Origin of the sequence: Barnesiella sp. An22, from assembly GCF_002159975.1 — a bacterium.
In the GTDB taxonomy this organism is placed as follows: domain Bacteria; phylum Bacteroidota; class Bacteroidia; order Bacteroidales; family Barnesiellaceae; genus Barnesiella; species Barnesiella merdigallinarum.
This window is the reverse complement of sequence record NZ_NFJR01000009.1, coordinates 1-26054: the sequence shown is the minus strand read 5'-3', so window position 1 is coordinate 26054 and position 26054 is coordinate 1. Positions and strand designations below refer to the sequence as shown.

Annotated in this window: 20 protein-coding genes and 3 tRNA genes; 10 read left to right on the top strand and 13 right to left on the bottom strand. The window is 57.1% G+C overall.

Annotated features, from left to right (window positions below; all coding sequences use genetic code 11):
* Positions 1-248: 248 nt before the first annotated feature.
* From B5F38_RS09540 to dinB, 8 genes are all read right to left on the bottom strand, one after another.
* Entirely contained in the window at positions 249-1430 is a 1182-nt protein-coding gene (locus tag B5F38_RS09540) for a TolC family protein (protein WP_087409059.1), read from the bottom strand.
* Positions 1427-4513 carry an efflux RND transporter permease subunit gene (locus B5F38_RS09535; protein WP_087409058.1) on the bottom strand — a complete coding sequence of 1029 codons (3087 nt, stop codon included), beginning with the start codon at positions 4511-4513 and terminating at the stop codon, positions 1427-1429. The genes B5F38_RS09540 and B5F38_RS09535 overlap by 4 nt, the downstream gene beginning before the upstream one ends.
* Positions 4514-4525: 12 nt before the next feature.
* Positions 4526-5716, bottom strand: a complete 1191-nt coding sequence (locus B5F38_RS09530; RefSeq protein WP_087409057.1) for an efflux RND transporter periplasmic adaptor subunit — start codon at positions 5714-5716, stop codon at positions 4526-4528.
* Positions 5717-5841: 125 nt separating this feature from the next.
* A complete protein-coding gene (locus B5F38_RS09525; protein ID WP_087409056.1) occupies positions 5842-6246 on the bottom strand; it encodes a DUF6769 family protein in 405 nt (134 codons plus the stop codon).
* Between the two features lie 94 nt (positions 6247-6340).
* Positions 6341-6781, bottom strand: coding sequence for an RNA-binding S4 domain-containing protein (locus tag B5F38_RS09520; protein ID WP_087409055.1), 441 nt, complete (start codon positions 6779-6781; stop codon positions 6341-6343).
* Positions 6782-6786: 5 nt separating this feature from the next.
* Complete coding sequence (gene pth, locus B5F38_RS09515; RefSeq protein WP_087409054.1) at positions 6787-7350, bottom strand: aminoacyl-tRNA hydrolase; 564 nt, start codon at positions 7348-7350, stop codon at positions 6787-6789.
* Between the two features lie 21 nt (positions 7351-7371).
* The gene (locus B5F38_RS09510) at positions 7372-8022 is read right to left on the bottom strand and encodes a 50S ribosomal protein L25 (RefSeq protein WP_087409053.1); all 651 of its coding nucleotides are present in this window, start codon (positions 8020-8022) and stop codon (positions 7372-7374) included.
* A gap of 218 nt (positions 8023-8240) precedes the next feature.
* The gene (dinB, locus tag B5F38_RS09505; protein ID WP_206422490.1) at positions 8241-9302 is read right to left on the bottom strand and encodes a DNA polymerase IV; all 1062 of its coding nucleotides are present in this window, start codon (positions 9300-9302) and stop codon (positions 8241-8243) included.
* Positions 9303-9885: 583 nt separating this feature from the next.
* Between dinB and B5F38_RS09495 the strand changes: the two genes are divergently transcribed.
* From B5F38_RS09495 to B5F38_RS09480, 4 genes are all read left to right on the top strand, one after another.
* A complete protein-coding gene (locus B5F38_RS09495) occupies positions 9886-10194 on the top strand; it encodes a cell division protein ZapA (protein WP_087409051.1) in 309 nt (102 codons plus the stop codon).
* A gap of 96 nt (positions 10195-10290) precedes the next feature.
* Complete coding sequence (rny, locus tag B5F38_RS09490) at positions 10291-11832, top strand: ribonuclease Y (protein ID WP_087409050.1); 1542 nt, start codon at positions 10291-10293, stop codon at positions 11830-11832.
* Between the two features lie 124 nt (positions 11833-11956).
* On the top strand, positions 11957-13378 hold the full coding sequence (gene ricT, locus B5F38_RS09485) for a regulatory iron-sulfur-containing complex subunit RicT (protein WP_087409049.1): 1422 nt from the start codon (positions 11957-11959) through the stop codon (positions 13376-13378).
* Positions 13379-13392: 14 nt separating this feature from the next.
* Complete coding sequence (locus B5F38_RS09480) at positions 13393-13863, top strand: gliding motility lipoprotein GldH (RefSeq protein WP_087409048.1); 471 nt, start codon at positions 13393-13395, stop codon at positions 13861-13863.
* A 208-nt stretch (positions 13864-14071) separates the two neighbouring features.
* Here B5F38_RS09480 and B5F38_RS09475 read toward each other — a convergent pair whose 3' ends face one another.
* Both B5F38_RS09475 and B5F38_RS09470 read right to left on the bottom strand, forming a co-directional pair.
* Complete coding sequence (locus B5F38_RS09475) at positions 14072-16321, bottom strand: inorganic phosphate transporter (RefSeq protein WP_087409124.1); 2250 nt, start codon at positions 16319-16321, stop codon at positions 14072-14074.
* 294 nt (positions 16322-16615) lie between these two features.
* Positions 16616-18757, bottom strand: coding sequence for an alpha amylase C-terminal domain-containing protein (locus B5F38_RS09470; protein ID WP_087409047.1), 2142 nt, complete (start codon positions 18755-18757; stop codon positions 16616-16618).
* Between the two features lie 413 nt (positions 18758-19170).
* Here B5F38_RS09470 and B5F38_RS09465 point away from each other — a divergent pair, with 413 nt between their 5' ends.
* Positions 19171-19953 (top strand): thiol protease/hemagglutinin PrtT, encoded by a 783-nt coding sequence (locus tag B5F38_RS09465; RefSeq protein WP_158096866.1) that lies wholly within the window; start codon positions 19171-19173, stop codon positions 19951-19953.
* Positions 19954-19960: 7 nt separating this feature from the next.
* A complete protein-coding gene (locus B5F38_RS09460) occupies positions 19961-20527 on the top strand; it encodes a hypothetical protein (RefSeq protein ID WP_087409045.1) in 567 nt (188 codons plus the stop codon).
* 101 nt (positions 20528-20628) lie between these two features.
* Here B5F38_RS09460 and B5F38_RS09455 read toward each other — a convergent pair whose 3' ends face one another.
* Complete coding sequence (locus B5F38_RS09455; protein WP_087409123.1) at positions 20629-22050, bottom strand: rRNA cytosine-C5-methyltransferase; 1422 nt, start codon at positions 22048-22050, stop codon at positions 20629-20631.
* 81 nt (positions 22051-22131) lie between these two features.
* Here B5F38_RS09455 and B5F38_RS09450 point away from each other — a divergent pair, with 81 nt between their 5' ends.
* The 4 genes from B5F38_RS09450 to B5F38_RS09430 all read left to right on the top strand — a co-directional run bounded on the left by B5F38_RS09450 (position 22132) and on the right by B5F38_RS09430 (position 25754).
* The gene (locus B5F38_RS09450; RefSeq protein ID WP_087409044.1) at positions 22132-22839 is read left to right on the top strand and encodes an SAM-dependent methyltransferase; all 708 of its coding nucleotides are present in this window, start codon (positions 22132-22134) and stop codon (positions 22837-22839) included.
* A gap of 121 nt (positions 22840-22960) precedes the next feature.
* Positions 22961-23782, top strand: a complete 822-nt coding sequence (locus B5F38_RS09445) for an MBL fold metallo-hydrolase (protein ID WP_087409043.1) — start codon at positions 22961-22963, stop codon at positions 23780-23782.
* Between the two features lie 106 nt (positions 23783-23888).
* A tRNA-Lys gene (locus B5F38_RS09440) sits at positions 23889-23961 on the top strand.
* A gap of 251 nt (positions 23962-24212) precedes the next feature.
* Positions 24213-25754: a hypothetical protein gene (locus B5F38_RS09430; protein ID WP_087409041.1), complete on the top strand. Its 1542-nt coding sequence runs from the start codon at positions 24213-24215 to the stop codon at positions 25752-25754.
* Between the two features lie 58 nt (positions 25755-25812).
* Here B5F38_RS09430 and B5F38_RS09425 read toward each other — a convergent pair.
* Together B5F38_RS09425 and B5F38_RS09420 are read right to left on the bottom strand one after the other, a co-directional pair.
* Positions 25813-25890: transfer RNA gene (locus tag B5F38_RS09425), tRNA-Val, on the bottom strand.
* Positions 25891-25976: 86 nt separating this feature from the next.
* Positions 25977-26054: transfer RNA gene (locus B5F38_RS09420), tRNA-Val, on the bottom strand.

The following is a 26054-nucleotide window of genomic DNA, read 5'->3' as shown; positions in this document are numbered from 1 at the left end:
TTTGTCCTTTATCTCTATATTTGTTTTCATAAGAAAAATATTCCATTAGAAATTACTTTGCAAAGATGTATATTGTTTTCCATATAAACAATATTCCTATGGAAAATATTTATGGATATAATATCTTTTAACACTCTCGGCTATTCCGGGACATCTGCAGGGAGGGTATCTGGGAGACTGTCGAATAAAAAAATCCTCCGCACCGGGTGAGGCGCGAAGGATTCTGTTACAAGGTTTTAGCGGTAATCTTACAATTCGAATTTGTACATGCGGGCCAACCGCAACTGGTATTCATACTCGAGCGAGAGCCGGTTGTCAAACGCCTCGTAGAGCTGGGTCGCATCTACCAGATATTCGACCATCGATATTTGTCCGGCCGTGAGGGCCTTTTGCAGCAGCCCCAGGTTGTTCTGGCGCATCAGCAGGTCGTAGCGGGCGTGGTCGCGTTGCAACGATACGGCTTCGTCGTAGGCGGTCTGCAGCTCGGCCAAAGCCTGTTGCTCGCGATTGTTCACGGCAAAGCTCCCGGCCAGAGCCTGGGCCTTGGCCATCTTCACCTTCTTGCGATTGGCAAAGAGGGGGATGGAGATACCTACCGAAAGACCGTTGAACCGCTCGCCCAACTCATAGGCATGGCGGTAGCCCAACTCAAACTTGGGCAGCCACCCGGCCCGGTTGAGGGCCACCGACTTGTCGGCGATGAGGCTCTCCTGGCGCAGCAGCTGCAGCTCGGGGTCGGCCTGCAGGGCCTGGGCTTTCAGGTCGTCGAACGAGGCGGGCATCGCTGCCTGCGGGTAGTCGGCCAACGTCTCGAGGCCCCCTTCGAAGGGTTCGCCGCCGTTCAGCGCCCGCAGTTGGGCCAGACAGGCCGAACGGTCGTTGCGCAGCCGTGTGTTGGCGGTGGTGACGTTGAGCTGTTCGATTTCGATTTTGTTCACGTCGAGTATGGCGGCATCGCCCGTCGCGAGTCGTTCGCGATAGAGGGCGGCCAGCCGGTCGGCAGCCGCCTGCCGCTCCTCGCCCAACTGAATGCAGCGGTTCAGATAGACGATGCGCAGGCACAACTCCTTGGCCTGCAACAGCACCTGCTGCCGCAACAGTGCCTGCTGCCCGTCGTAGAGGCTGCGCTTGAGGTTGCCCATCTGGTTGCGCTGCACGTAGAGCGAGGGGAAATCGAATGCCTGCGACACGGTGATGTCGTATTTGCGGTCGCCGGCATTCTGGGCACCCCACAGGTGCTCCAGTTCGAAAGTTGGGTCGGCGAGCGAGTTTTGCGACGACACCTCGGCCTTCTGGCTCAGCACCATCTGGGCCCCGGCCTTCAGCTGGGGATTGTTGGTCTCGATACTCGACAGAATATCGGCCATCTTATTTTGAGCTCCTGCACCCGCAACGGCGAGTGCGCAGAGCAGGAAAAGCGTTTTTCTCATCGGTTTTCTTTTTTACGGTTCATAATCCAATAAACGACCGGCACCACAAAGGCGTTGAGGAAGGTCGAAGTAATCAATCCGCCCAGAATCACTTTGGCCATCGGGCTCTGTATCTCGTTGCCCGGCAGGTCGCCGCCCAGAGCCAGCGGGATAAGGGCCAGGGCCGAGGTGAGCGCCGTCATCAGGATAGGGTTCAACCGGTCGAGCGAGCCGTGCAATACGGTATCGTGCAGCGTATGTCCCTCGGCCAGCATGGTGTTGTAGTGCGACACGAGCAGCATGCCGTTGCGGGTGGCGATACCGAAGAGCGAGATGAAGCCGATGATGGCGGGGATACTGATTTCGCCCGTGGTGAAGCGCAGGATAAAGACGCCGCCGATGAGGGCCAGCGGCAGGTTGAGCAGGATGACGGCCGACTGCGACGCGCTGCGGAACTGGTTGTACAACAGCAGGAATACCACCAGCAGCGAGAAGAGCGACACAATCGAGAGGGTGCGCGAGGCGGCGGCTTCGCTCTCGAACTGTCCGCCATACTCGATGAAGTAACCCTCGGGCAGGGTGATGGTCTCGTCGATGCGTTCCCGGATGTCGTCGACTACGCTATGCAGGTCGCGGTCGCTCACGTTGGCCGAGATGACGATTTTACGTTTCACATTCTCGCGGTTGATGGTGTTGGGGCCGGTGGCCGACTCTATCTCGGCCAGCGTGCTCAACGGCACTTTGCCCATCTGCGTGTCGATCATCAGGTCGCCGATGCGGGAGGCCGTGGCCCGTTCGTCGTCTTTCACCTTGACCGTGAGGTCGAAGGTACGGCTACCCTCGTAGACCTGCGAGACTACCTCGCCGGCCAGGGCCACGTCGATAAACTCCGAGAACTCGGCCAGCGTTACCCCGTAGCGGGCCAGCATCTCGCGCCGTGGCGTAATCTTCAGTTGCGGCCGTTCGATTTGCTGCTCGACATTCAGGTCTACCACGCCGTCGATGGTCGAGATATTTTTCTTGATCTGGTTGCCCAGCATGAACATGCGGTTGAGGTCGTCGCCGAAGAGCTTGATGGCGATGCGGGCCTGTGTACCCGAGAGCATGGCGTCGATGCGGTGCGAGATGGGCTGCCCGATTTCGATGTTGACACCGGGCAGAATCGAGAGTTTCTTGCGCACATCGGCTACCACCTCGGCATGCGAGCGGTCTTTCAGTTCGAAGGGGGCTTCGATTTCCGAGGTGTTCACACCCAGCGCGTGCTCGTCGAGCTCGGCACGTCCCGTCTTGCGGGCCACGGTCTTGATTTCGGGCACCTCGAGCAGCAGTTGCTCGGCCCGGCGGCCGATGTTGTCCGACTCCTCGAGCGAGATGCCCGGCAGGGTGCTCACGTTGATGGTGAACGACCCTTCATTGAACGACGGCAGGAAGCTGCGGCCCAGGGTAAAGAAGGTAATCAGTGCCGCTACAAAGAGCACGATGGTGCCGCCCAGTACCTCGCGGCGGTGGCGCAGCGACCACTCGAGGGCCCGCTGGTAATACTTCTTGAGGGTGCGGGCCACGATGGGTTCGCGGCTCATCTTGTCGTCGCCACCCTTACCCAACAGGTAGCTGCAGAGTACCGGCGTGAGGGTGAGGGCCACGATGGTCGAGGCAAACAGCGCCACGATGAAGGCGATACCCAGCGGTACCAGCATGCGCCCCTCCATACCGGTGAGGAAGAAGAGGGGGATGAAGGTGACGATAATGATGAGCGTCGAGTTGAGGATAGGCATACGCACCTCGCGCGAAGCCTCGAATACCACGTCGATAACCCGCTTGCGCTCGCCGGGCGGCAGCTTGCGGTTTTCGCGCAGGTGCTTGTAGACATTCTCCACGTCGACAATGGCATCGTCGACCAGCGACCCGATGGCGATGGCCATACCGCCCAGACTCATGGTGTTGATGGTGAAGCCCATGAAGTGCAGGGCCAATATCGAGAAGAGCAGCGAGAACGGCAGGGCAACCAGCGAGATGATGGTGGTGCGCACGTTCATCAGGAAGAAGAAGAGCACGATGACCACGAAGAAGGCCCCTTCGTAGAGCGACTTCTTCACGTTGTCGATAGAGCTCTCGATGAAGTGCGACTGGCGGAAGATGTCGGTCGATACGGTCACGTCGGCCGGCATGTTCTTTTTCAGCTCGTCGACCGACTCCAGCAGCTTGTCGGTCAAGTCGAGCGTGCTGGTGTTGGGCTGCTTGGTGACGGTGAGCAGCACGGCCGGATGAGCCTCGACCGAAGCGCACCCCAGCTTGGGCGCCTTGTCGCCAATCTTCACCTCGGCGATGTCGCCCATCAGGATGGGGACACCGTCGACGCGTTTCACCACACCCTTGGCAATGGCGTCGACATCGGTCGTAGCCACGGCACCGCGTATGATGTATTCGTTGCCATATTCATAGAGGATGCCGCCGTTGGCATTGCGGTTCATCTGGCGGGCAGCGGTCAGCACCTCGTCGAGCGAAACCCCGTATTGTTTCATGCGGGGCAGGTCGAGCAGAATCTGGTACTCCTTCATCTCGCCGCCGATGACGGTAACCTGTGCCACCCCACCGATGGAGAGGAGGCGGGGACGAATGGTCCAGTCGGCCAGCGTGCGCAAGTCGCGCATCGAGGTCGAATCGGCCGTGAGGCCGATAATCATCATCTCGCCCAGAATGGACGACTGCGGGCCCAGCGTAGGGGTACCTACCCCCTGGGGCAGGCTCTCGCCCACGACGGCCAGTTTTTCGGAGGTTATCTGGCGGGCCCGATAAATATCGGTACCCCAGTCAAACTCGACCCACACGACCGAGAAGCCGGTGGTCGACGACGAGCGCACCCGACGCACGTCGGTGGCACCGTTGAGGGCCGTCTCTACCGGGAAGGTAACCAGGCGCTCCACCTCTTCGGGAGCCATGCCCGGAGCCTCGGTCATCACCACGACGGTGGGGGCGTTCAGGTCGGGGAATACGTCGACATCCATCTTGAGCGACGTATAGATGCCTGCAAACATCAACAGTATCGAAGCAACCAGCACGAGCAGCCGATTGTTCAGCGAATATCGGATAATCTTGTTCAACATGGCTGCGGCGGATTAGTGGTTGTGGGAATGACCTTCGGGAATGACACCGCTGTGTGCGGCCAGTTTCACCTGATAGACACCGCGGGTAACCACCCGGTCGCCCTCGTGCAGACCCGAGAGGATGCGCACGTTGGCCCCGTCGGTATCGCCCAGCGTGACCTCTTGCTTCTTATATCCCTCTTCGTCGAGACGCAGGTAGACGAAGTAGAGTCCCTGCTCCTCGGTGAGGGCCGAGACGGGTACCACCAGGGCATTGTCGACCGGCGTAGAGAGCAGATAGACCTCGACACAGGCACCGGGCACTACATCGCCCCGGTTGTCGAGTTCGAAGACCACCGGCACGTAGGCACCGCCGGCCAGGGAGCCGCGGCCGTAGCTCAGCAGCTTGCCGTTCAGTTGGTCGAGGCTGTATACCTGGTCGTCATACGAGGTCTTGAAGTGGGCCGATGCGATGGTAGGCAGTGCCTTGTAGTAGCGTTGCGGCACCTCGGCCCGCAACTGCAACCGGCGGTTTTGCGAGAGGGTCATCAGCGGTTGTCCCATCTCCACGAAGTCGCCGTCGTTCACCAGAATGTTTTTCAAGTAGCCGCTCATGGGAGCCTGCACGGCACTGCCCGTCCCGTTTCCGCCGATAGCCTCGTAGGCCAGCCGGGCGGTCTCGTAATCCTTGGCTATCCGTTCGTACTCCTGGCGCGAGATAATCTGGTCTTTCACCAGTTCGCTGGCCCGGTCGTAGGCCTTGCGAGCCGTCTCGTAGTCGATATGGGCGCGTTGTGCCGGGTCGCCTGCGGCCAGCTTTTGGGCCGAGAGGCGCAGCAGCACGCTCCCTTTCGATACTTGACTGCCGTCGGTGATATGCCGTCCGGCCAGCGAGACCACGCCCGACACGGGGGCTACGACCGTCATCTCGTCGCCCTGGGCGGCCGAGAGAGTACCCGAGCAGGGAATCACGCTGTGAAACTTCTCGGGCTTTATGGTTTTGGTGGTCAGGCCGATGGCTTCGGCCTCGGCTTTTTTCAGGATGATTTCGTCGCCATGGCCTTCGGCTTCGTAGTCGTGACCTTCGTGCTCGCTGTGCTCATGGTCGTGCTCTTCGATGTGGTCGCTGTGTTCGTGGGCTTCGCCATCGGTGTGCGACGAGCCCGAGCAGCTCCACAGAATATACGATAAGATTGTGATTGTCAATAATATGTTTCGTTTCATAGGTATTGCTTTAATATTGAATAAACAGATGTTTCAATCGTTACGGCCATGTCGGTGGCCGCACGTACGCATGGCTCGGCAGTGCATGATGCTCTGCGAGACAACACGATTTCAAAACTATATACCTATGCTACGGGAGGGGCCCTCAGAGCGAGGGTCTGGAGAAAGACGGCCGTATGCAGCCGTTCGACATAGATGCCATACGTGGGCGACTCGTCGGGGATGTCGACGACCCAGTCGGCCAATACGGCCCAGGTACCCAGCAATATCTTGACCGGGGCAAACCGAAGGGTTAGGTGCTGATGCAACGATGCCAGATCGACCGGTATCTTGTAGGCAAACCAGTTGCAGCCGGTGCAATCGTCGGTCTCTTCTTCGGCGCTTTTGGCGTGGGAGTCGTCGCTGCCGAGCAGGTTGAACTCGAGGCATATCATGCCGTTGGCGTGGTGATGATGCGGAAGTGTCGTAGAGAGCACTCCCAGGCAACCGGCCAGCAACAGACATACTATTTTCAGCTTCTTAGCCCACATAAAAGATAGATTTGCAACGGCAAAGGTAAGGCACAATCCCCGGGAACGGGATATTACCCCTGCAGTTTCAATCGAGTTTTAAATTTATTTAATATTATTCCTCGTCCAGGTCGTCGTCGAAATCGAAGTCAAAATCGAATCCGTCGTCGGCATACTGCGACTCGAGGAACTGTGCCATCTGTCGGCCGTCGCGTTTCGTGGGGCGTCCCAGCCCCTTCTGCCGGTTGACAAAGCCGCTGATGCGCACCATGTCGAGCAGTTCGTATTGCTCGGGTGGGGTGACATTCTCGAGATAGCCCGGCACCAGTTTGGCCCCCATGCGGTTCTCGGCCAGAGCCAGAATCTTGAACGAGTAGGTCACGGGCGGCTTGCGCACCTGTATCGTGTCGCCCACCTTGACCGTGCGCGAGGGCTTCACCCCTACGCCGTCGACCATCACCCGGCCCTTTTTGCAGGCCTCGGTAGCGATGGTGCGGGTTTTGAAGATGCGGGTGGCCCACATGAACTTGTCGATTCGTACCTCTTCTTTTGCCATAGTTGCTACTTGTTGTTATACTGGTTCATGGTCTGCTGTACACCGGCCAGACAGAAACTCTTGATAATTTCGCCGGCCCGTTCCAGCTTCTCGGGCAGTTGTGCCTCTTGTTCCGGGGGGAAGGCCCCCAGCACGAAATCGATCTGCCCGCCACGCGGAAAGTCGTTGCCGATGCCGAACCGCAACCGCGAATAGACCTGCGTGCCCAGTGTCTCGCAAATGTGCTTCAGTCCGTTGTGACCGGCATCGCTGCCTTTGGGTTTCAGCCGCAAGGTGCCGAAGGGGAGAGCCAAATCGTCGACCACGACGAGCAGATTTTCTACGGGGATATTCTCCTTCTGCAACCAGTAGCGCACGGCGTTCCCGCTCAGGTTCATATAGGTCGAGGGCTTGAGCAGCACGAGGGTACGTCCCTTGATGCGAAGCTCGCAGGTAGCTCCGTAACGGCCGTCGGTAAAAACGAGATTGGACGCCTTAGCCAAGGCGTCCAATACTCTGAATCCTATGTTATGCCGGGTATTCTCGTATTCGTAACCGATATTCCCCAGCCCTACAATCAGATATTTCATCTACAAAAAGATGGTGTTTGATTAGTCTTGTTTAGCTTGAGCACCACGAGCGGCACGCGTCAGGTTAACGGCGCAAACCACAGCATTCTTGGCGTTCATCAGTTCCAGACCCTCGAAGTGGAGCTCGCCTACTTGCAGCGTCTTGCCCAGACCCAGGTTGTCGATGTTGATAACCAGACGTTCGGGGATGTTGGTGTAGATGGCTTTCACTTTGAGTTTTCTCATCGAGAGGCTCAGTTTACCACCGGCACGTACACCTTCGGAGTGACCTTCGAGTTGAACGGGAACTTCCATAACCACCGGTTTCTTGTCGGTAACCTCGAGGAAGTCCATGTGCAGAATAGCGTCGGTTACGGGGTGGAATTGCAGGTCTTTCAAGATGGCCATTTTCTTCTCACCGTCGATGTTCAGTTCTACGGCAAAGATATCGGGAGTGTAAACCAGTTTGCGAACAGCGTCTTTGGTTACAGTGAAATCGGTAACGATAATACCTTTTTTACCACCCGTGAGTTCTACCAGTTTTTCGCAGGGTTTCAGGGTGCCGGTGTAAGGCAGGTCTACCAGTTCGCCACCGTTGAGAACGGCAGGAATCAGGTTTTGTTTACGCAGGCCTTTTACAGCTTTCTTGCCCAGATCGGTACGGGCCGTACCATTCAGTTGAAATGTTTTCATTGTTTTGTTGTTTTGTGTTACTCAAAATTAAGTGATTTCTCTTGCTCCTTAATTTCCCATCACACGGAATTTTCAAAAAGCGGGGCAAAGATACGATATTATTTTCTAATGTACAATAGCTTAGTTGATAATTCACAGTGCTTATGTGGCGGTTGTCGTCGGTAGCCGCGGTGAGCGCGTGGGCGGACCGTGGTGTGGTGACGGTCTCGAGGCGGCAGTTAAGGCAGGTCGTCGAAAGGGAGCCGCAGTTGTATGCCGTCAAGACCTGCCTCGAGCGAGTTGCCTACGCCTGCGCCGATAAGTCTGATTTTGTGTCCCCCGAAGTCGCAGGCCGCGAGCAGCTCCTGCGCCACGCGGTAGAGTGTGGCCAACGAGTCGACCGGGGTCGGTAGCGTCTTCGAGCGGGTGATCTGTTTGAAATTGTCGAATTTGAGTTTCAGCACCACCGTCTTCCCCTTGAAACGGTGGCGTTGAAGCCGTCCCCATACCTCGTCGCACACCTCGCCCAGGTCGGCCGCCAGCCGGGCGCGGTCGTCGGTATCTTCGATAAAGGTGGTCTCGGCGCTGATCGATTTGCGTATGCGGTTGGGCACCACCTCGCGGTCGTCGATGCCGCGGGCATAGCCGTAGTAGAGAAGTCCCGCCTTGCCAAACTGGCGCATGAGCGAGGCGCGGTCCCACTGCCGCAGGTCGGCCCCGGTGAGGATACCCAGCGCGTGCATCTTCTGGGCCGTCACTTCGCCGATACCGAAGAACCGTTCGATGGGCAGGGTGGCGACAAACGCCTCGATTTGAGCAGGAGCGATGGTAAAGAGCCCGTTGGGCTTGCGGTAGTCCGAGGCGATTTTGGCCAGCATCTTGTTGACCGACACCCCGGCCGATGCCGTGAGTTGCGTCTCGGCCAGAATGCGGCGTTTGATTTCGCGGGCCACCAGCGTAGCCGACCGCTCGTGCGACACGTCGAGAAAAGCTTCGTCGAGCGACAGCGGCTCAATCAGGTCGGTATAGTCGGCAAAGATGCTGCGTATCTGCATCGACACCGCCTTGTAGACCTCGTGCCGCGGTTCCACGAAGATAAGCTGAGGGCAGAGCCTCCGGGCCTGAGCCGACGAGAGAGCCGAGTGCACGCCATAAGGACGAGCCTCGTAGCTGGCCGTAGCCACTACGCCCCGCGGGCCGCTGTGCCCCACGGCGATAGGCTTGCCCCGATAGACCGGGTTGTCGCGCTGCTCGACCGAGGCATAGAAGGCATCCATGTCGATGTGTATGATTTTCCGCATAATGCAAAGATAGTGAAAGGCGAGAGCAGAGGCAAATGAAAACTTGTTTTCAAATTTGACCATGCCGAGCCGCCTCCTGTCTTCTGAAAAGATGGCAAAAGGCGAGAGCAGAGGCAAGTCGATACGCGGGTCCGAAAATTTTTCGCAAGAAATATCAGAAGAGATGGCTTGTCAAATAAACTTAAAAATTGTGATAATTTTGAGAAAATAAGAAATATTCCCCCTGTTTTTGTCGCTTTTGTCGGGAATTATCTATATTTGTATAGAATTTGGTGAGATAATGGCCGGAAATTCGAAAGACATAATAGAATCGCTTATCGCTAAGTTTCACGCTATTAGCGATTTATGTAAGTCTCTCGAAGAGGAGAACGGGTCACTCAAAGACCGCTTGGCGCAATGCGGGCAAGATATGCAGGCATTGCAGCAACGATACGACGAGCTGGAGAAGAGGTATAACAATCTGAAACTCTCGCGATCGATTACGGCACAAGAGGGGTCGAGTGTCGCCGAAACAAAGGCCAGATTTGCCAGGTTGGTGCGGGAAATCGATAAGTGCATCTCACTCTTGAACGAATAGGATGCTATGAACGATGATAAATTAAAGATAACTCTGAGAATTGCCGACCTGAAAAACCCGTTAGCCTTGCGGGTCGATTACGGTGCGGACGAAAAATATTGGAGAGATGCCGCCGACTTGTTCAACAAGCGATGGGCTTTTTACCGGGACAAGTACAAAGACGGACTGATGGATTCGGAATCGGTAATGGCGATGGTCGCCGTCGAGATAGCTCGACTCTACTGCGAGATGGTACAAGATCGCAAGAACCTGCTGGCCGATTTGAAGAGACTCGAAGTCGAGGCGGAACAGATATTAAACGAGCATACCGTATAGAATAGCGGTATCGAAAAGAGAGATAATTCCTGCACTGCAGCAGCTCCGGAGGTGGGCGGCTGGTAGTGCTTTTTTTATAATTATAATTTAGAAACGATGAATTACATACTACTAATCTCCGCAAGCGTAGGCGGTCTCGTGATAGGCGGTCTCGTTGTATTTCTGGTGAACCGCTACCTGTTGGCGGCTCGCTCCAAGACCATCCTCGAAGAGGCCGAGAAAGAGGCCGAGGTCATCAAGAAAAACAAACTGCTCGAGGTGAAAGAGAAGTTTATCCACATGAAGGCCGAAATGGAGAAGCAGGCCAATGCCCGCAATGCCAAGATACAGTCGGCCGAGTCGAAACTCAAGCAACGCGAAATGCAGCTCTCGCAGCAACAACAGGAGTTGCAACGCAAGAAAAGCGAGACCGAGGCCGTGCGTGCCAACCTCGACAGCCAGCTCGAACTGGTAGAGAAGAGGAAACAGGAGCTCGAGAAACTCCACAAGTCGGAAGTAGAGCGTCTGGAGCACCTCTCGGGTATCTCGGCCGAAGAGGCTAAGGAGCGTCTCGTCGAGTCGCTCAAGGAGGAGGCCAAAACGCAGGCTGCCTCGTATATCAACGACATCATGGACGATGCCAAGATGACCGCCAACAAAGAGGCCAAGCGCATCGTGATACAAAGTATCCAACGGGTAGCCACCGAAACCGCTATCGAAAACTCGGTAACGGTATTCCATATCGAATCGGACGAAATCAAAGGCCGCATCATCGGTCGCGAAGGCCGCAACATCCGTGCCCTCGAGGCTGCTACCGGGGTCGAGATTATCGTCGACGATACCCCCGAGGCCATCGTGCTCTCGGCCTTCGACCCCGTGCGTCGCGAGATTGCCCGTCTGGCCCTGCACCAGCTGGTAACCGACGGCCGCATCCACCCTGCCCGTATCGAAGAGGTGGTAGCCAAGGTGCGCAAACAGATTGAAGAGGAGATAATCGAGACCGGTAAACGTACCGCCATCGACCTGGGTATACACGGTCTGCACCCCGAGCTTATCCGCCTGGTGGGCAAGATGAAATACCGCTCGTCTTACGGTCAGAACCTGCTGCAACACTCGCGCGAGACGGCCAACCTCTGTGCTGTCATGGCTTCGGAGCTGGGTCTCAATCCCAAGAAAGCCCGTCGCGCCGGTCTGCTGCACGATATAGGCAAGGTGCCCGACGAGGAGCCCGAATTGCCGCACGCCCTGCTGGGTATGAAACTGGCCGAGAAGTACAAGGAGAAACCCGATATCTGCAACGCCATCGGCGCTCACCACGACGAGACCGAAATGACCAGCCTGCTGGCTCCCATCGTACAGGTGTGCGATGCCATTTCGGGTGCACGTCCCGGCGCCCGTCGCGAAATCGTCGAGGCCTACATCAAGCGGTTGAACGACCTTGAGCAACTGGCCCTCTCGTATCCCGGCGTATTGAAGACCTACGCCATACAGGCCGGCCGCGAGTTGCGCGTGATTGTGGGTGCCGACAAGATCGACGATGCCGAAACCGAAAATCTGTCGACCGAAATCGCCAAACGTATTCAGGACGAGATGACCTATCCCGGACAGGTGAAGATTACCGTCATCCGCGAGACGCGGGCCGTAAGCTTCGCCAAATAAGCCGGGCGACGCCATACCGCTCCATTCCCCCATTTATCAACCAACGACGAGGCCGTAGGGCGTTACCCGAACCGCTGTTTCGAGTACGGTCTGGGGCCTTGTCGGTGTTAACGATTTACCCAACATGGACCATACAAACGACAATCATACTACAAACCCGTCGGAGAAGCCGCAGCTTACCTCGGCCAACTGCCGCCGCAAGGGGGCGAAGCTCGAGGTCTACGACTGGCTGGCCGACATTCCCGAGTCGCACGACGACACCGACCTGGTCGAGGTGCGGTTCAAGAATACCCGCAAAGGGTACTACCGCAACACGACTCACATCCGGCTCGTGCCGGGCGATCTGGTAGCCGTCGAGGCTTCGCCGGGGCACGACATCGGCGAGGTGACCCTTACCGGCCGGCTGGTGTTGCTGCAGATGAAGAAGAACAACGTCAAGATCGACAATCCCGAGCTCAAGCGGGTCTACCGCAAGGCCAAGCCCAACGACCTCGAGAAGTTCGAAGAGGCCAAGGCCAAGGAGCACGACACCATGATCAGGGCCCGCAAGATTGCCGAGGACCTGCACCTCGACATGAAAATCGGCGACGTCGAGTATCAGGGCGATGGCAACAAGGCCATCTTCTACTACATCGCCGACGAACGGGTCGACTTCCGCCAGCTCATCAAGGTGCTGGCCGAGGTCTTCAGGGTGCGTATCGAGATGAAGCAGATCGGTGCCCGTCAGGAGGCCGGACGCATTGGCGGTCTGGGTCCCTGCGGCCGTCAGTTGTGCTGCTCGGGCTGGATGACCAATTTCGTGTCGGTAGCCACCAGTGCCGCCCGCTATCAGGACATTGCTCTCAATCCGCAGAAACTGGCCGGGCAGTGTGCCAAACTGAAGTGCTGCCTCAATTACGAGGCCGATGCCTACGTAGAGGCGCAGAAGCGGCTCCCCTCGCGCGAGATTCCGCTCGAGACGAAACTCAACACCTACTACCATTTCAAGACCGATATTTTCAAACGCGAGATGTCCTACTCGACCGACAAGTCGATGGCGGCCAATCTGGTGACCGTGAGTGCCGAGCGGGTGTTCGAAATCATCGCCCTCAACAAGCGGGGCATCAAACCCGATACCCTCGAGGCCGAGGCCGGAGCTCGTGCTCCCGAACGCCGCGACTTCGAAGATGTGGTAGGACAGGACAGCCTTACCCGCTTCGACAAGGCCAAGAAGAAGAAAAAAGGCAACGGCGGCGGAAACAACGGCAACAATGGCGGCGGCAACAACAACGGACGTCGTCAGCAGGGTGGCGGTGAGCCGCGCAACAAGTCGGGCAACGGCAACAATGGCGGCAACCGCGGGCAGAACAAGCCTCCGCGCAACGGCAAGAAGGGGGGCGGAGGCAAAGAGTCCAACGCTCAGCAGCCCAACGGCCAGCAACCCCGTAAAGAGGGGGGCGAGAATGCCGCACCCAAGCAACAGGGAGCACCCAAACAGCAAGGGGCGCCCAAGCGGCCGGCACCCAAACCGGCCGCTCCCGAAAAGCGCGAAGAGAAAAAAGAGTAAGACCGAGGCAAACGATGAAACGAAACGGGTTGTATATAGGATGTGCCGCGCTGTGGCTGGCGAGCTTGCTTTCGTGTGGACAGAACGATGTCTACAACGAGTTCAATACGCTGCCCAAGAACGGTTGGTTCAAACGCGACGTACAGCGGTTCACCCCCGAGTCGCCCGACTCGACGGGGCGTTACGACCTCTTCCTCACGCTGCGCCATAATGGCGACTATGCCTACCGCAACCTGTGGCTCTTCGTCTCCTATACCGGGGCCGACGGCCGGCAGAAGACCGATACCGTCAACTGCGAGCTGGCCGATGAGTTCGGTCGCTGGTCGGGTGGTGGCTGGGGCTCGTACTACCAGCAGGAGTTGTTGCTCGACAATCGTTTCCGTTTCGGTCGCGACCAGGTAGTGACTATCCAGCAGGCCATGCGCGACGACCGCATCCGCGGCATCTCCGACATAGGTATCCGCATTGCCCCGCATAAACCTTGATTGTAAACTCGAACAGCCTCGTCACCACGAGGTTGTACAAATACCACCAGAGAGGTGTGTCGACCGGTTCTCCGGCAGGCACACCTCTCTCGCATGTAGTGGCATACTCTTTTTGAACCGGATTCAAAAAGGGATAGGCCGCCCTTTGCTCTCGCAAGAGGCGGCCCGAGTTCTCAAAAATTAAAAGATGCAAATTGAGACTTGTATATTATTGATTCTCTTCCTGGAATTTTTGGTTCATCTTCAGCAGGTTGATGGTGTAGGCCACCACGTTCTGCGACTCTTGGATGACGGTGAGGTAGACGATGCCCACCTTGATGTAAGACACCTGTTCACGCATGTTGCGAATCTCCTCCCGCTTGAGCACACCCAGCTGGTTGATGAGCTGGTTGCCCCGGTTGTAGAGTGTGGAGTACTGGCTTGAGTTGTTCTCTTCGACAAGCTCCCGACTCTTCTCCAGGAAGCCGACAATCTCGGGAGCAATGGCACCGAAGTTCTCCTTCTGGCTCTTGTCGAGCGGGTTGAAGTTGTTGTCGGTGTGCTCCAGACACGGCTCACACATGCGCTTGATGGCGTGGATAATGTCGTAGGAGAAGTCGTTGCCCTGGAAGTAGTAGAGACCCTTTTCCAGACCAACCTGATCGCTCAGGTGCGATACGCCTATGGTCCCCAACCGTTTCACCTGTTTGAAGTAGCTGCGCTCGGTCTCGATGTCGCCCATGGCCTTACGCAAGGTGCGGTAGCTCTCGTGCAGAAATCCCGTAGTTACCCGGTTGTAGAGGTCGGCGCTCCACTCCAGCACTTTGGTGTACTCTTCGCGGCTGAACTGGCGCAGCAGCACCAGCGCCTCTTCCTTGTCTTTGTTGGCCACCAGCTGTTGGGCTAGCGAGCTCTTTTTCTCTTGTTTCAGTTTCTTGTTATAGGTGATTTGGCTGTGGATAAGCATGTAGGCGGCGAGGGCGCTCAGCAGGATGATGGCGATGGTACCACCGTAGTAGACAATCATCGTAACGATGAAGCAGATGAGGAAGGCTGCACCAGCCGTGATGAACCATCCGCCCACTACCGAGATGACACCCGTAATGCGGTATACGGCGCTGTCGCGTCCCCAGGCCCGGTCGGCGAGCGAGGTACCCATGGCCACCATGAAGGTAACGTAGGTGGTCGAGAGGGGCAATTTCAGCGAAGTACCCAGGGCGATGAGCAGACTGGCCAGCACCAGGTTGACCGAGGCCCGCACCAGGTCGAAGGCGGCGCCGTGCTCGAGTATCACTTCGTCCTTGTCGAACCGGCTGTTGAGCCAGGCCCGGGCTTTGGGCGGTATGCTGTTGATGATGTACGACGAGGTGTTGGTGGTCATGCGCACCAGTTTACGGGCGATAGGCGAGGTACCGAAGTTCTCTTCGCCGGTCTCCTGACGCGAGAGGTCGACCGAAGTCTTGATGACGTTCTGTGCCTTTTTCGAGGTGAACAGGGCGATAACCATGATGATACCCGAACCGATGAGGAATACCGGCGGTGTCTTGGCCGAGTCGAGCAGCGTGGTCATCAGGTATTGGTCGGGGGCTGCGCCGCCGCCATTGGCCACATAGTCGGTGTAGGCCGAGAAGCCGGCCAGAGGCACACCGATGAAGTTCACCAGGTCGTTGCCGGCGAAGGCCAGAGCCAGGGCAAAGGTACCCAGCAGCACAACCACTTTCAGCACATTCACGCGGCACCATGTGAGTATCTGCATCAGCACCGTAGTGGCCACGAAGCAGCAGCCCAGCAGCATCGTGGTGTTTTCGTGAATCCATTGCCGGGTATCGGCGGTCATCAGGGTCGACTCTTTCAACCCTTTGAAAAGGATGAAATAGATAATCGTCGTGGCTGCAAAACCGCCGAACAGCGCACCGAAATATTTAAGTTGCCGCCGATAGTTGAACTTGAAAATCAGTCGGGCAATATACTGTACGATAACACCGAAGAAGAAGGCGATGGCCACCGACACGAATATGGCGACAATCACTTGCAGCGCCTTGTCGGTGTTGATGAGGTCGCCCATCTGCAGCAGTCCGTTGCTGTTTATCGTTTTGATGATGGCCAGCGCAAAGGTACCGCCCAGCAACTCGAATACCATCGAAACCGTGGTCGAGGTGGGTAGACCCATGGTGTTGAAGACATCGAGCAGCACCACATCGGTGAGCATGACCGCCAGCGATATACACATGATTTCGTTCAGGTAGAAGTACTGTGGCTGGTATATGCCGTGTCGGGCAATATCCATCATGCCGTTCGACATGGAGGCTCCCACAAAAATACCTACGGCAGCTATGGCCATAATCATTTTGAACGAAGCGGCTTTCGACCCGATGGCCGAGTTGAGGAAGTTGACGGCATCGTTGCTCACGCCGACCGACAGGTCAAAGACGGCGATGAAGAAAATAAAGATGACGATAATCAGATAGAATGTTTCCATAATCTCCAATTTGCATGTTTTTTGGCATCGCAAAGGAACGATTTTCATGTTACAGAATCGTTACAAACGTATATCTATCTTATTTCGTTTCGGCGAAATGTAAGGTGCAACGGGGTGAGGTGTAGCCTTTTCCCGTTTTCTTAGAGAGGCAAGAAGCCCTGGTCGGTCGGGTGGGGTGATGAGTTGTGGGGAGCGAGGGGGCGGTGGAGCGTTCTTCCGGGTGAGGTATATGCAAGTCGAGGGCATCCCCGTGTGGGAAGCCCTCGATTGGATGGTGTTCGGTTGTTCTACCGATTATTGCTTTTTCGCTTTTGTGGTTTTGGTCGAGCGGGCAGCCGCTTTTCTTTCCGTCTTCGGTTTTTGGGCAGTTTGGGCGGTTTTCCGGGTCGAGCTTTTTTCGGTCGCTTCGGGGGTGTTGCCTATCTCTTCGGGTCTCTTCCAGCGAAGAATTTGAGCCGAACGGGCCGGCAGGTAGAGCAGCAGCCACTCCTTCTTCTCTTTTTCGAAGAGCGGGTCGCGCCGTGTAAAGTGGGGAACGCTCTTGTCTACGAGTCCATATCCACCGAATTCGGTATCGTCGCTGCTGAGCAGGGTGGTGTATTCGCCGGCGGGGGCCAGAATGCCGTAGCCGTTGAACGACTTGCAGGGGTGGAAGTTGAAGACGAAGAGCAGGTCGTCGCGCATGAAGGCGAGCACCTGGTCGCCATCGTTTTCGCACAGTTTGACGATGGGGGTCTGCTCGAACTTCTTCTTCTGGCTTACCAGATGAATCATGGCCTGGTCGAAGGCTCCGAGGTACTGGTACTTGAGGTCTTCGCGGTCAACGAGGTCCCACTGGCGGCGGGCATATTTGTAGGACCAGCCGTTGCCCTGGCGGGGGAAATCGATCCACTCGGGGTGACCGAACTCGTTGCCCATGAAGTTGAGGTACCCGCCGTTGATGGTCGAGAGGGTAACGAGCCGTATCATCTTGTGCAGGGCCATGCCCCGGTCTACGACAAAGTTGGTGTCGCCCTTGCTCATGTGCCAGTACATCACGTCGTCGATGAGGCGGAATATGATGGTCTTGTCGCCCACGAGAGCCTGGTCGTGGCTCTCGGCATAGTTGATGGTCTTTTCGTCGGCCCGCCGGTTGGTCAGTTCCCAGAATATGGCGGTAGGTTTCCAGTCCTCGTCCTTCTTCTCCTTGATGGTCTTTATCCAGAAGTCGGGGATACCCATGGCCATGCGGTAGTCGAAGCCGATGCCACCGTCCTTGAATTTGGCTGCCAGGCCCGGCATGCCGCTCATCTCTTCGGCAATGGTGATGGCGCGCGGGTTTACCTGGTGGATGAGTTCGTTGGCCAGAGTGAGGTAGACGATGGCGTTGTCGTCCTGCCCGCCGTTGTAGTAGTCGTCGTACGAGCAGAAGGCCTGCCCCAGCCCGTGGTTGTAGTAGAGCATCGAGGTGACGCCGTCGAAGCGGAACCCGTCGAAGTGGAACTCGTCGAGCCAGTATTTGCAGTTGGAGAGCAGGAAGTGAATCACTTCGTTCTTGCCGTAGTCGAAGCAGAGCGAGTCCCACGCCGGGTGCTCCCGCCGGTTGTCGCCGTAGAAATATTGGTCGTAGGAGCCGTCGAAGCGGCCCAGACCCTCGACCTCGTTCTTCACGGCGTGCGAGTGCACGATGTCCATGATGACGGCGATGCCGCGCCGGTGAGCGTCGTCGATGAGGGCCTTCAGGTCGTCGGGGGTACCGAATCGCGACGAGGGGGCAAAGAAGCTCGACACGTGGTAGCCGAACGAGCCGTAATAGGGGTGCTCCTGTATGGCCATAATCTGTATGGCGTTGTAGCCGTCGGCATCGATGCGAGGCAGAATCTTCTCGCGAAATTCGTTATAGGTGCCCACCTTCTCCTCCTGCTGGGCCATACCGATGTGGCATTCGTAGATGAGCAGGGGCGAAGTCTTGGGTTTGAAGTTGGTCTTGGTGAAGGTAAAGGGCTGTCTGGGGTCCCAGATCTGAGCCGAGAAGATATAGGTCTCGGGGTCTTGCACCACGCGGGTAGCCCAGGCGGGTATGCGTTCGCCCTGCCCGCCGTTCCAGTGGACCGACAGCTTGTAGAGGTCGAGGTGATGCAGTGTCTTGAGGGGAAGCTTGATTTCCCACACGCCGTTCCCGATAGCCAGCAGTTTGTATTGAGGTTGTTCTTTCCAGTCCGAGAAGGTACCAATCAGGTAGATGGCGTTGGCGTTGGGAGCCCATTCGCGGAATACCCAATGACCTTTTTCTTTGTGAAGGCCGAAGTAGAGGTATCCGTCGGCAAATTCCGAGAGGTTGCCGCTGCCGTTGGTCAGTTCGGCCATTTTTTCTAAGGCACGGTTATGACGGCCTTCGATTGCCTGTTTATAAGGGGCCAGCCAAGGATCGTTTTTTATCAGTTTCAGAGTTTTCATAGGGCTGTTTTTAAGGAAGAACGACATGACTGCAGGAGCGCATTGATGGCGCCTCCCTGCCGGTTGAAACAGGCCGATTGCCGGGCTTGGTAGAGAGGAATTTCCGTACCTGCATCCCAGTCGACTTTCGTCCTATTCCTACATGCAAAAGTAATAAAAAAACCGATATATGAAACTTTTGGAGCGGAAACATTGTGAAGGGAATGTGAAAAAGTTTTTGCCCGATTTTTCCCTGGGAGATAGGATGCGGTTCGGGATAAAAAATACTGAAACAAGTTTCGATATTTTATTCTCCGCTCACCTTTCACTATTTTTGCACCACACATATAATATTATAGTCGCCATAAGAAAGGGATATGGCGAGCCATATTACAGAAACAGTAGTAGAGATGTCTAAAATGAAAAACAATCGAGTGAAACCATTTTTTATAGTGGCTTTGTGTGTGTCGTTGGCTGCATCGCTGTATGCCCGGCCGCGCACCGTGCAGCAGGCACAACAGATAGCCAGCGAATTTGCAGGCAGTGCCGGCAATCTTAAAAAGACGATGGGGACCTCGACGCGGCTCGCCTATACCCGCAGCGGGGATTCGCAGCCGTTGTTCTATGTCTTTAACCGGGGGGAGGGTTTTGTTATCGTGTCGGCCGACGACCGGGCTCCCGAGATTCTGGGGTATTCCGATGCCGGTCCGTTCGACATTGACAGCCTGCCCGACAACTTCCGGTATTTGTTGAATTCCTATGCCACCGAACTCGAGTCGCTTGCTGCTGCACCCGAGGCCGTCGCCCTCTCCGCGAAAAAGGTAGAGCGCTCCACACAGGCCACGGGCAAGTCGGTGGCTCCGTTGTTGGGCAGTATCCTGTGGGACCAGGGCGATCCCTACAATCTGCAATGCCCGGTGATGAGCGATGGCGGCAGGTCTGTGGTGGGCTGTGTGGCTACGGCCATGGCTCAGATTATGGGGTACCACCAGTGGCCCGAGAAGGGAACCGGAACGATACCGGGGTATACCACGCGAAGCCAGGGTTTGGTGATTGACGAAGAGAATATCGAGAATACCTATTACGATTGGGACCATATGACGCCCGCACCGGGCGAAGAGCTGCAGGTGCCCGTGGCCGATTTGCAGGTCGGCACCTATCTGTTGCGGGTACGCACGGCTCAAGAAGTGAAGACAACCCAATTTATCAAGAAATAGAAACCTTATGAAACCGATTATTTTTCTTTGTTCGGCCATGTTGATTCTCAGTGCAGGATGCAAAAGTTCCAAACCGGTTACCCAGGCTCCCGAAAAGACCTCCTCGGGGCAGGTGCTCACGGGGGCGAAGCCTGCCCAGGCTCTCCCGTCGGCTATTGTGTATAAGACGACACGCGACTTCAGCGACCATGTGCCGGTGACACTCGATGCCCGGCACGAGCATATCGTGGCCTATCCGGCTCCCTCCGATCTCTATTATCAGGGCCGCCTGGCCAAGCCCACCGCACTGGCCGACGGCTATTGGCTCGACAACCGCGGTATCAACGAGCACGTGGCTTTCCTCGACTATACCTATGAGGAGTACAGTGCTCTGGAGCAGACGCCTACCGTGCAGCAGCTCGAGGCTCGTATTCTGGAGCGCTACCCGCTCACCGAACTCTACGTGTGTGGCAAGCGGGGTAGCTATGCCGATGAGGTGGCAGAGCTCAATGCCTTGATAAAAGATGGTTTTCCCGGCTGCCGCAAGGTGGAGTTGCCCCGGGATATGAGCCGGGTGTCGGCTCCCAAGTTGTAGCGGGTGAATCGTGAACAGGTACAGGGCGAGGGTATGGCGAAGGCCGTACCCCCGTTTCCGTTTCGGGGGGGTATCGGGTAGTCGAGACGAATACCTCGTGCTTATACGTGTTCGACAGGCTGGTCGGGCAGGAGGTCGGGGGTGTAGCCGCTGCGGATGCGCCACTCCTGCGGATAGAGGTTGTTGGCCCGGTTGCCCAGATTCTTGACCCACCCGAGGGGGAAACCGCGGTAGGCGACGATGAGGTATCCGCGCGGCTGGTCGGGTGGCAGCACGATGCTCTCGCGGCGCAGGTAGGCCAGGGCCGTAGCGAGGTCGGCTTCGAAGCGGGGTGTCTTTTCGGGGTCGAGAGCCGTCGAGAGAGCCAGCGAGGGGTGAGGAATGTAGTCGCGACCCTTGACGGTAGCCAGAGTGACACCGGCCTGCAGCAGGGTGAGGTGCCGGTCGAGCAACTGGTAGTCGGCCCGGTATTCGCGGGGGATGGCCAGGAAACTGTCGCCGCGCGACACAAAGTCGAAATCGTCGGGACGAGCCAGCCGTTGGCACCATTCGTCGGGCACGGGAGTCGCCGGGGTGGTCTTCTTCCCCTTCTTGTTGCGTTTGCCGGCCGGTTCGTCGAGCAGCCGGGAGTGCGAGTCGTCGGGTTCGCCGGGTTTCCGCAACACCGCCATGAAGAGCCCTTCGCCCCGTGTGAGATGCGGCATGAAGCGGTAGGCCGTCACACCCGGTACGAGAGCCGAAGCGATGCCCCAGGCCGGGTCGGTATCGACCGTGAGCGGGGTGGCTCCCAGCTCTTTCATCAGGTAGAGCACCATCTCTTCGTTCTCCTCGAGGTTGTAGGTGCAGGTGCTGTAAATGAGCACTCCGCCCGGCTTGAGGGCCGGCCACACGTCGGTGAGGATTTGCCGCTGGCGTTCGGCGCAGCGGTCCACCCCGGCAGGCGACCACTCGGCAATGGAGTCGGGGTCTTTGCGAAACATCCCCTCGCCCGAGCAGGGCACATCGGTAGCCACCACGTCGAAGTAGCTCTCGAGACGGGCAAAGTCGGCCGCCTCGTTGCGGGTCACCACCGAGAAGGGAGAGCCCCATTTCGTCAGGTTCTCGGCCAGGATATAGGTGCGGTTGGGCACCACCTCGTTGCTCACCACCAGACTGCCGGCCGGGAGCGAGGCGATGGCATCGGTCGATTTTCCGCCGGGTGCGGCGCAAAGGTCGAGGTAGCGCACCGGGGTGTGTATGTACTGGTCGATGACCCGATGCAGGAACATCGAGGCTGCCTCCTGCACATAGTAGGCCCCGGCATGGAAGCAGGGGTCGAAGGTGAAGGCCGGCCGTTCGGGCAGATAGTAGCCCTCTTGCGACCAGGGTACCGCTTCGCCCAACGGTCTGCCCGGCCAGCATTTGGCCGGGTTGAGCCGGATGCTCACCGGCGACTCGGTAGCGAGCGCCTGTTCAAAGCGGGGGTAGTCGTCGCCCAGCAGGCGGCGGGTGCGGTCGATAAACGAAGAGGGCAGTTCTGTCATAATCGGGTCGAGGAAATTTTCACGATTCGACAAAGATAGGTATTTTTGCCGATAGATTTTGTAGCCCTCAAAAAAGTCGTTATGCTCAAAGCCGCTTTATACCTCATACCCGTACCGCTGGGCGATACTCCCATCGACCGGGTACTGCCCGCCTATAACCGCGAAGTGATAGCCGGAATCAGCCATTTCGTCGTGGAGAATGTGCGTTCGGCCCGTCGTTTTCTCAAGAAGTCGAACCCCGATATTTGCATCGATGCCCTCACCTTCTACGAGTTGAACCGCCACACCCCGGCCACCGAGGTGAGCAGCTACCTCAATCCGTTGCGTCAGGGCCAGCCCGTGGGGGTTATTTCCGAAGCGGGGTGTCCGGCCGTGGCCGACCCGGGAGCCGATGTGGCGGCGATTGCCCAGCGCGAGCATCTGCCGGTGGTGCCGTTGGTGGGCCCGTCGTCGATACTGATGTCGCTCATGGCCTCGGGCTTCAACGGCCAGAGCTTTGCCTTCCAGGGCTATCTGCCCATCGAGGCCGGCGAGCGGGCCAAGCACATCAAGCAGCTCGAGCAGCGGGTCTATGCCGAAGACCAGACCCAGATATTCATCGAGACTCCCTACCGCAACCACAAGATGATCGAGGACCTCGTGCGCACCTGTCGCCCGCACACCCGCCTGTGTGTGGCGGCCAACATCACCTGCCCCGACGAGAACATCCGCACCCTCTCGCTGAGCGAGTGGGCCAAGACCTCGTACAACTACCAGAAGACCCCGGCCATCTTCCTGCTCTACAAATAGGGCGGAGTGCCTGCCGGGCTTCGGGAAAAAATTGTCGGAATCGCGGCAATATCTTTGTGGCCGATAATTTTCTATTGTGCGGCTAAAAAACTATCTTTGTACCCCAAGGAGAAAAAAGGATATGAGCTTGCAATTTCTGAGCTTGGCCAGCGGAAGCAGTGGCAACTGTTATTATTTGGGAACGGAAGATTATGGCATACTGATCGATGCCGGCAAAGGTGTACGCACCATCAAAAAGGTTTTGAGGGAGTATGGCATACCGTTTGAAAAAATCGTGGCCTTGTGCATCACCCACGACCACGCCGACCACATCAAGGCGGCCGGAACCTTGGGCGAGAAATTCGGAATCCCCATCTATACCACCGAGACCATCAAGAACGGCATGAACCGCAACTACTGCATGGTCGACAAGGTATACAGCGCGCACCGCGCCATCATCAAGGAGGTACCCTTCAAAATCAGAGACTTTACCATCACCGCCTTCGAGGTGCCCCACGACGGGAGCGACAACGTGGGCTTCCTTGTTACGTACGGCAATCTGCATTTTGCCTTTGCTACCGACCTGGGTACCATCACCCCGACGGCCGACAAGTATCTGCGTCAGGCCAACTACCTGGTCATCGAGTCGAACTACGACGAGGCCATGCTGCAACACGGCACCTATCCGCCTCACCTCAAGCGGCGCATCCTGGCCGACAACGGCCACATGGACAATGCCCGCACGGCCGACTATCTGGCCCGTATCTATACCCCGGCGTTGCGCAACATTTTCCTGTGCCACCTCAGCGGCGACAACAACCATCCCGAGCTGGCTTACAAGACCATCGAGAACCGGCTGTACGAGGAGGGTATCCGCGTAGGCAAGGATGTGGAGCTGGTGGCGCTTACCCGCAACCACCCCTCGGCGCTTTATACCTTCGAGGAGCCCGACGGGCAGGAGTAGATGCTGCTCTTTTTTTACGAATTTTGCACATTGCCGAAAAATTTTTTGAAGAATCCTTTGCAGGTTTCTCGAAAAGCCTTACCTTTGCACCCGTTCCTTATGGAATGACTCCGTAGCTCAGTTGGTAGAGCAAATGACTCTTAATCATTGGGTCGAGGGTTCGAGCCCCTCCGGGGTCACAGACAACGGCGCTTGCATCACGATGCAGGCGCTTTTTTTATGCCTTTTGCGCTCGGGGCTCCCCACGGGAAAGGGGGGCGGCAGTGGAAAATCTTGGGCGTTTTGTCGACCACGCCTCTAAGCCGGAATTTGTAAAAATAGAAAAAATGTCTATTTTTGTTCAGAGCGAAGAGGCTGAACCTCTTCCCCGGCAGCATTCCTGCTTGGGGCGATAGGGCTCTTTTTAATACCGGTTGATAAAAGGGGATATATGGACAGAAGCTGTTACCTGGCACAAGATAAGGCCACCGATGTCTATCGCATGGTGCGTGCGTTTGTCATCTATTTGATTTTGATTTGCATTTTGCCGTGGTGCAACTTCGGGTTGTGGAACCTGATCGACTACTCGTCGATGAAGGTCGGGCAGGTGCGGGAGCGGTCGCACGAGGTGACCTTGCGCTGGAGCACCGACTTGCGGGTTGTGGATGCCGACGGCCAGGAGCAGGTGCGGCGTTTGCCGGCCGGTACGCCGGTGCGGGTGTTGGCTATCTGCTACGACCTGCCCGACGAGCGGGTGCTGCTTAGTTACAAGCCGTGGGCCGAGTATCAGATAGAGTTGCGCGACGGAACGCGGGGGCTGGCTGTGGTGCCCGAGACGGCTACCGGGCTGGAGGTGAAGGTCGAGGCCGACGGTCGACTGGAGTCTCGCCGGGTCGTGCGGGTGGAGCGGTTGGCCGAGAATCCCATGAAGTCGGAGACGAAACGGAGCGACTATCCCTACCTCTATGTGCTCGATAGCGGCGAGAAGCTGGCTTTCGAGCCCCTCTACTGGCCCATTCGCGGGCAGATGCCCGTCTATACCTGGCGCAGTCCCGACAAGGAGTATCTCATTGTCGACCGGCTGGCGGTCTTCGACCGGGACCTGGACCGGCTGAAGGGTGACAGTCTGGCAGCTATCGAGGCGTTGTACGAACCGGCGCAGAGCGTGGTGGTGAAGGGGAGCCGCAAGTATGCCTTCCTGCCCAGTGTCGATGTGTTGCAGAACGACTCGCTGCTGTACCGTACACTGATGCTCGTCTTCGAGAATGATACGCTGGCCGATTACCGTATCTCGGGGCAGTCGACCCGGTCGCTGCCCTTCTTCTCGCACCTGATCAATTCGCACATTCGCTACAACCCCAACTATGTGCGGGCCGGCTATTATGCTGCCTATCCGCTGGGCGAAGGGGTGGGGAGCCGGTTGCTGCCGCTGTGGGCCGCGCGGGGCGTGGTGGGGCTGGTCGATGCCGCGCTGTTGCTGCTGTTGGCCTTCGTGGTGTCGTGGGGGTTGCGCCACACGGTCATCTATCTGCACCCGCTCTCCAACCGATGGCTCAAGGTGGTGGGTGTGCTGTGCATCCTGGTGGTCTATCACCTCTACCTCTTCTATTTCTCGATGGTGTCGGTCAACATGTTTTTCGTTTACGTAGCCTTGATTCTCTCGGCGATGTTCTGGAGTGCCGATGTCAATGGCCGTTGTCCCTACTGCCATACGGTCAAGGGGTTGAAGTTCCTGGGGCGGGGCGATTTGAAACGGGTCGTTACGGTCGATGAGTACGACGACAGCCGGCTGCTCTCGCGCAAGGTCGAGCGGCAGGGCGACAAGCTGGTCGTCTCCGATACGGTCGACGAGTTTGTGACGCGCGAGACCTCGGTTGTCGAGCACTACTATTCCTACTACCGTTGCTCGTGCTGCAACCGGTCGGTACGGTTCAAGGGCAAGCGGCTGGTGGGGAAGGAGGTGACCTATCGCGACCGGGAGGGCCGAAAATAAAAAAACACCTGCAAGCCGATTGCTTACAAGTGCGGACTTATATGTTGTTTTTGGTGAGTGGTGGGCGTTGACGGATTCGAACCGCCGACCCTCTGCTTGTAAGGCAGATGCTCTAAACCAGCTGAGCTAAACGCCCCTGTTTTGTTGCGGCTTGTGACCGCCACGCAGGGATTATCTCCGACCGTCAAACGATTTTTTTGCCTCTCGGTTGTCCGGCCTTGGTGGTGGGCGTTGACGGATTCGAACCGCCGACCCTCTGCTTGTAAGGCAGATGCTCTAAACCAGCTGAGCTAAACGCCC

Bases quoted from the DNA above. Each gene is read 5' to 3' on its own strand.
- B5F38_RS09540 (WP_087409059.1), bottom strand. From the start codon at position 1,430: ATGAGAAAAACGCTTTTCCTGCTCTGCGCACTCGCCGTTGCGGGTGCA.
- B5F38_RS09535 (WP_087409058.1), bottom strand. From the start codon at position 4,513: ATGTTGAACAAGATTATCCGATATTCGCTGAACAATCGGCTGCTCGTG.
- B5F38_RS09530 (WP_087409057.1), bottom strand. From the start codon at position 5,716: ATGAAACGAAACATATTATTGACAATCACAATCTTATCGTATATTCTG.
- B5F38_RS09525 (WP_087409056.1), bottom strand. From the start codon at position 6,246: ATGTGGGCTAAGAAGCTGAAAATAGTATGTCTGTTGCTGGCCGGTTGC.
- B5F38_RS09520 (WP_087409055.1), bottom strand. From the start codon at position 6,781: ATGGCAAAAGAAGAGGTACGAATCGACAAGTTCATGTGGGCCACCCGC.
- pth (WP_087409054.1), bottom strand. From the start codon at position 7,350: ATGAAATATCTGATTGTAGGGCTGGGGAATATCGGTTACGAATACGAG.
- B5F38_RS09510 (WP_087409053.1), bottom strand. From the start codon at position 8,022: ATGAAAACATTTCAACTGAATGGTACGGCCCGTACCGATCTGGGCAAG.
- dinB (WP_206422490.1), bottom strand. From the start codon at position 9,302: ATGCGGAAAATCATACACATCGACATGGATGCCTTCTATGCCTCGGTC.
- B5F38_RS09495 (WP_087409051.1), top strand. From the start codon at position 9,886: ATGAACGATGATAAATTAAAGATAACTCTGAGAATTGCCGACCTGAAA.
- rny (WP_087409050.1), top strand. From the start codon at position 10,291: ATGAATTACATACTACTAATCTCCGCAAGCGTAGGCGGTCTCGTGATA.
- ricT (WP_087409049.1), top strand. From the start codon at position 11,957: ATGGACCATACAAACGACAATCATACTACAAACCCGTCGGAGAAGCCG.
- B5F38_RS09480 (WP_087409048.1), top strand. From the start codon at position 13,393: ATGAAACGAAACGGGTTGTATATAGGATGTGCCGCGCTGTGGCTGGCG.
- B5F38_RS09475 (WP_087409124.1), bottom strand. From the start codon at position 16,321: ATGGAAACATTCTATCTGATTATCGTCATCTTTATTTTCTTCATCGCC.
- B5F38_RS09470 (WP_087409047.1), bottom strand. From the start codon at position 18,757: ATGAAAACTCTGAAACTGATAAAAAACGATCCTTGGCTGGCCCCTTAT.
- B5F38_RS09460 (WP_087409045.1), top strand. From the start codon at position 19,961: ATGAAACCGATTATTTTTCTTTGTTCGGCCATGTTGATTCTCAGTGCA.
- B5F38_RS09455 (WP_087409123.1), bottom strand. From the start codon at position 22,050: ATGACAGAACTGCCCTCTTCGTTTATCGACCGCACCCGCCGCCTGCTG.
- B5F38_RS09450 (WP_087409044.1), top strand. From the start codon at position 22,132: ATGCTCAAAGCCGCTTTATACCTCATACCCGTACCGCTGGGCGATACT.
- B5F38_RS09445 (WP_087409043.1), top strand. From the start codon at position 22,961: ATGAGCTTGCAATTTCTGAGCTTGGCCAGCGGAAGCAGTGGCAACTGT.
- B5F38_RS09430 (WP_087409041.1), top strand. From the start codon at position 24,213: ATGGACAGAAGCTGTTACCTGGCACAAGATAAGGCCACCGATGTCTAT.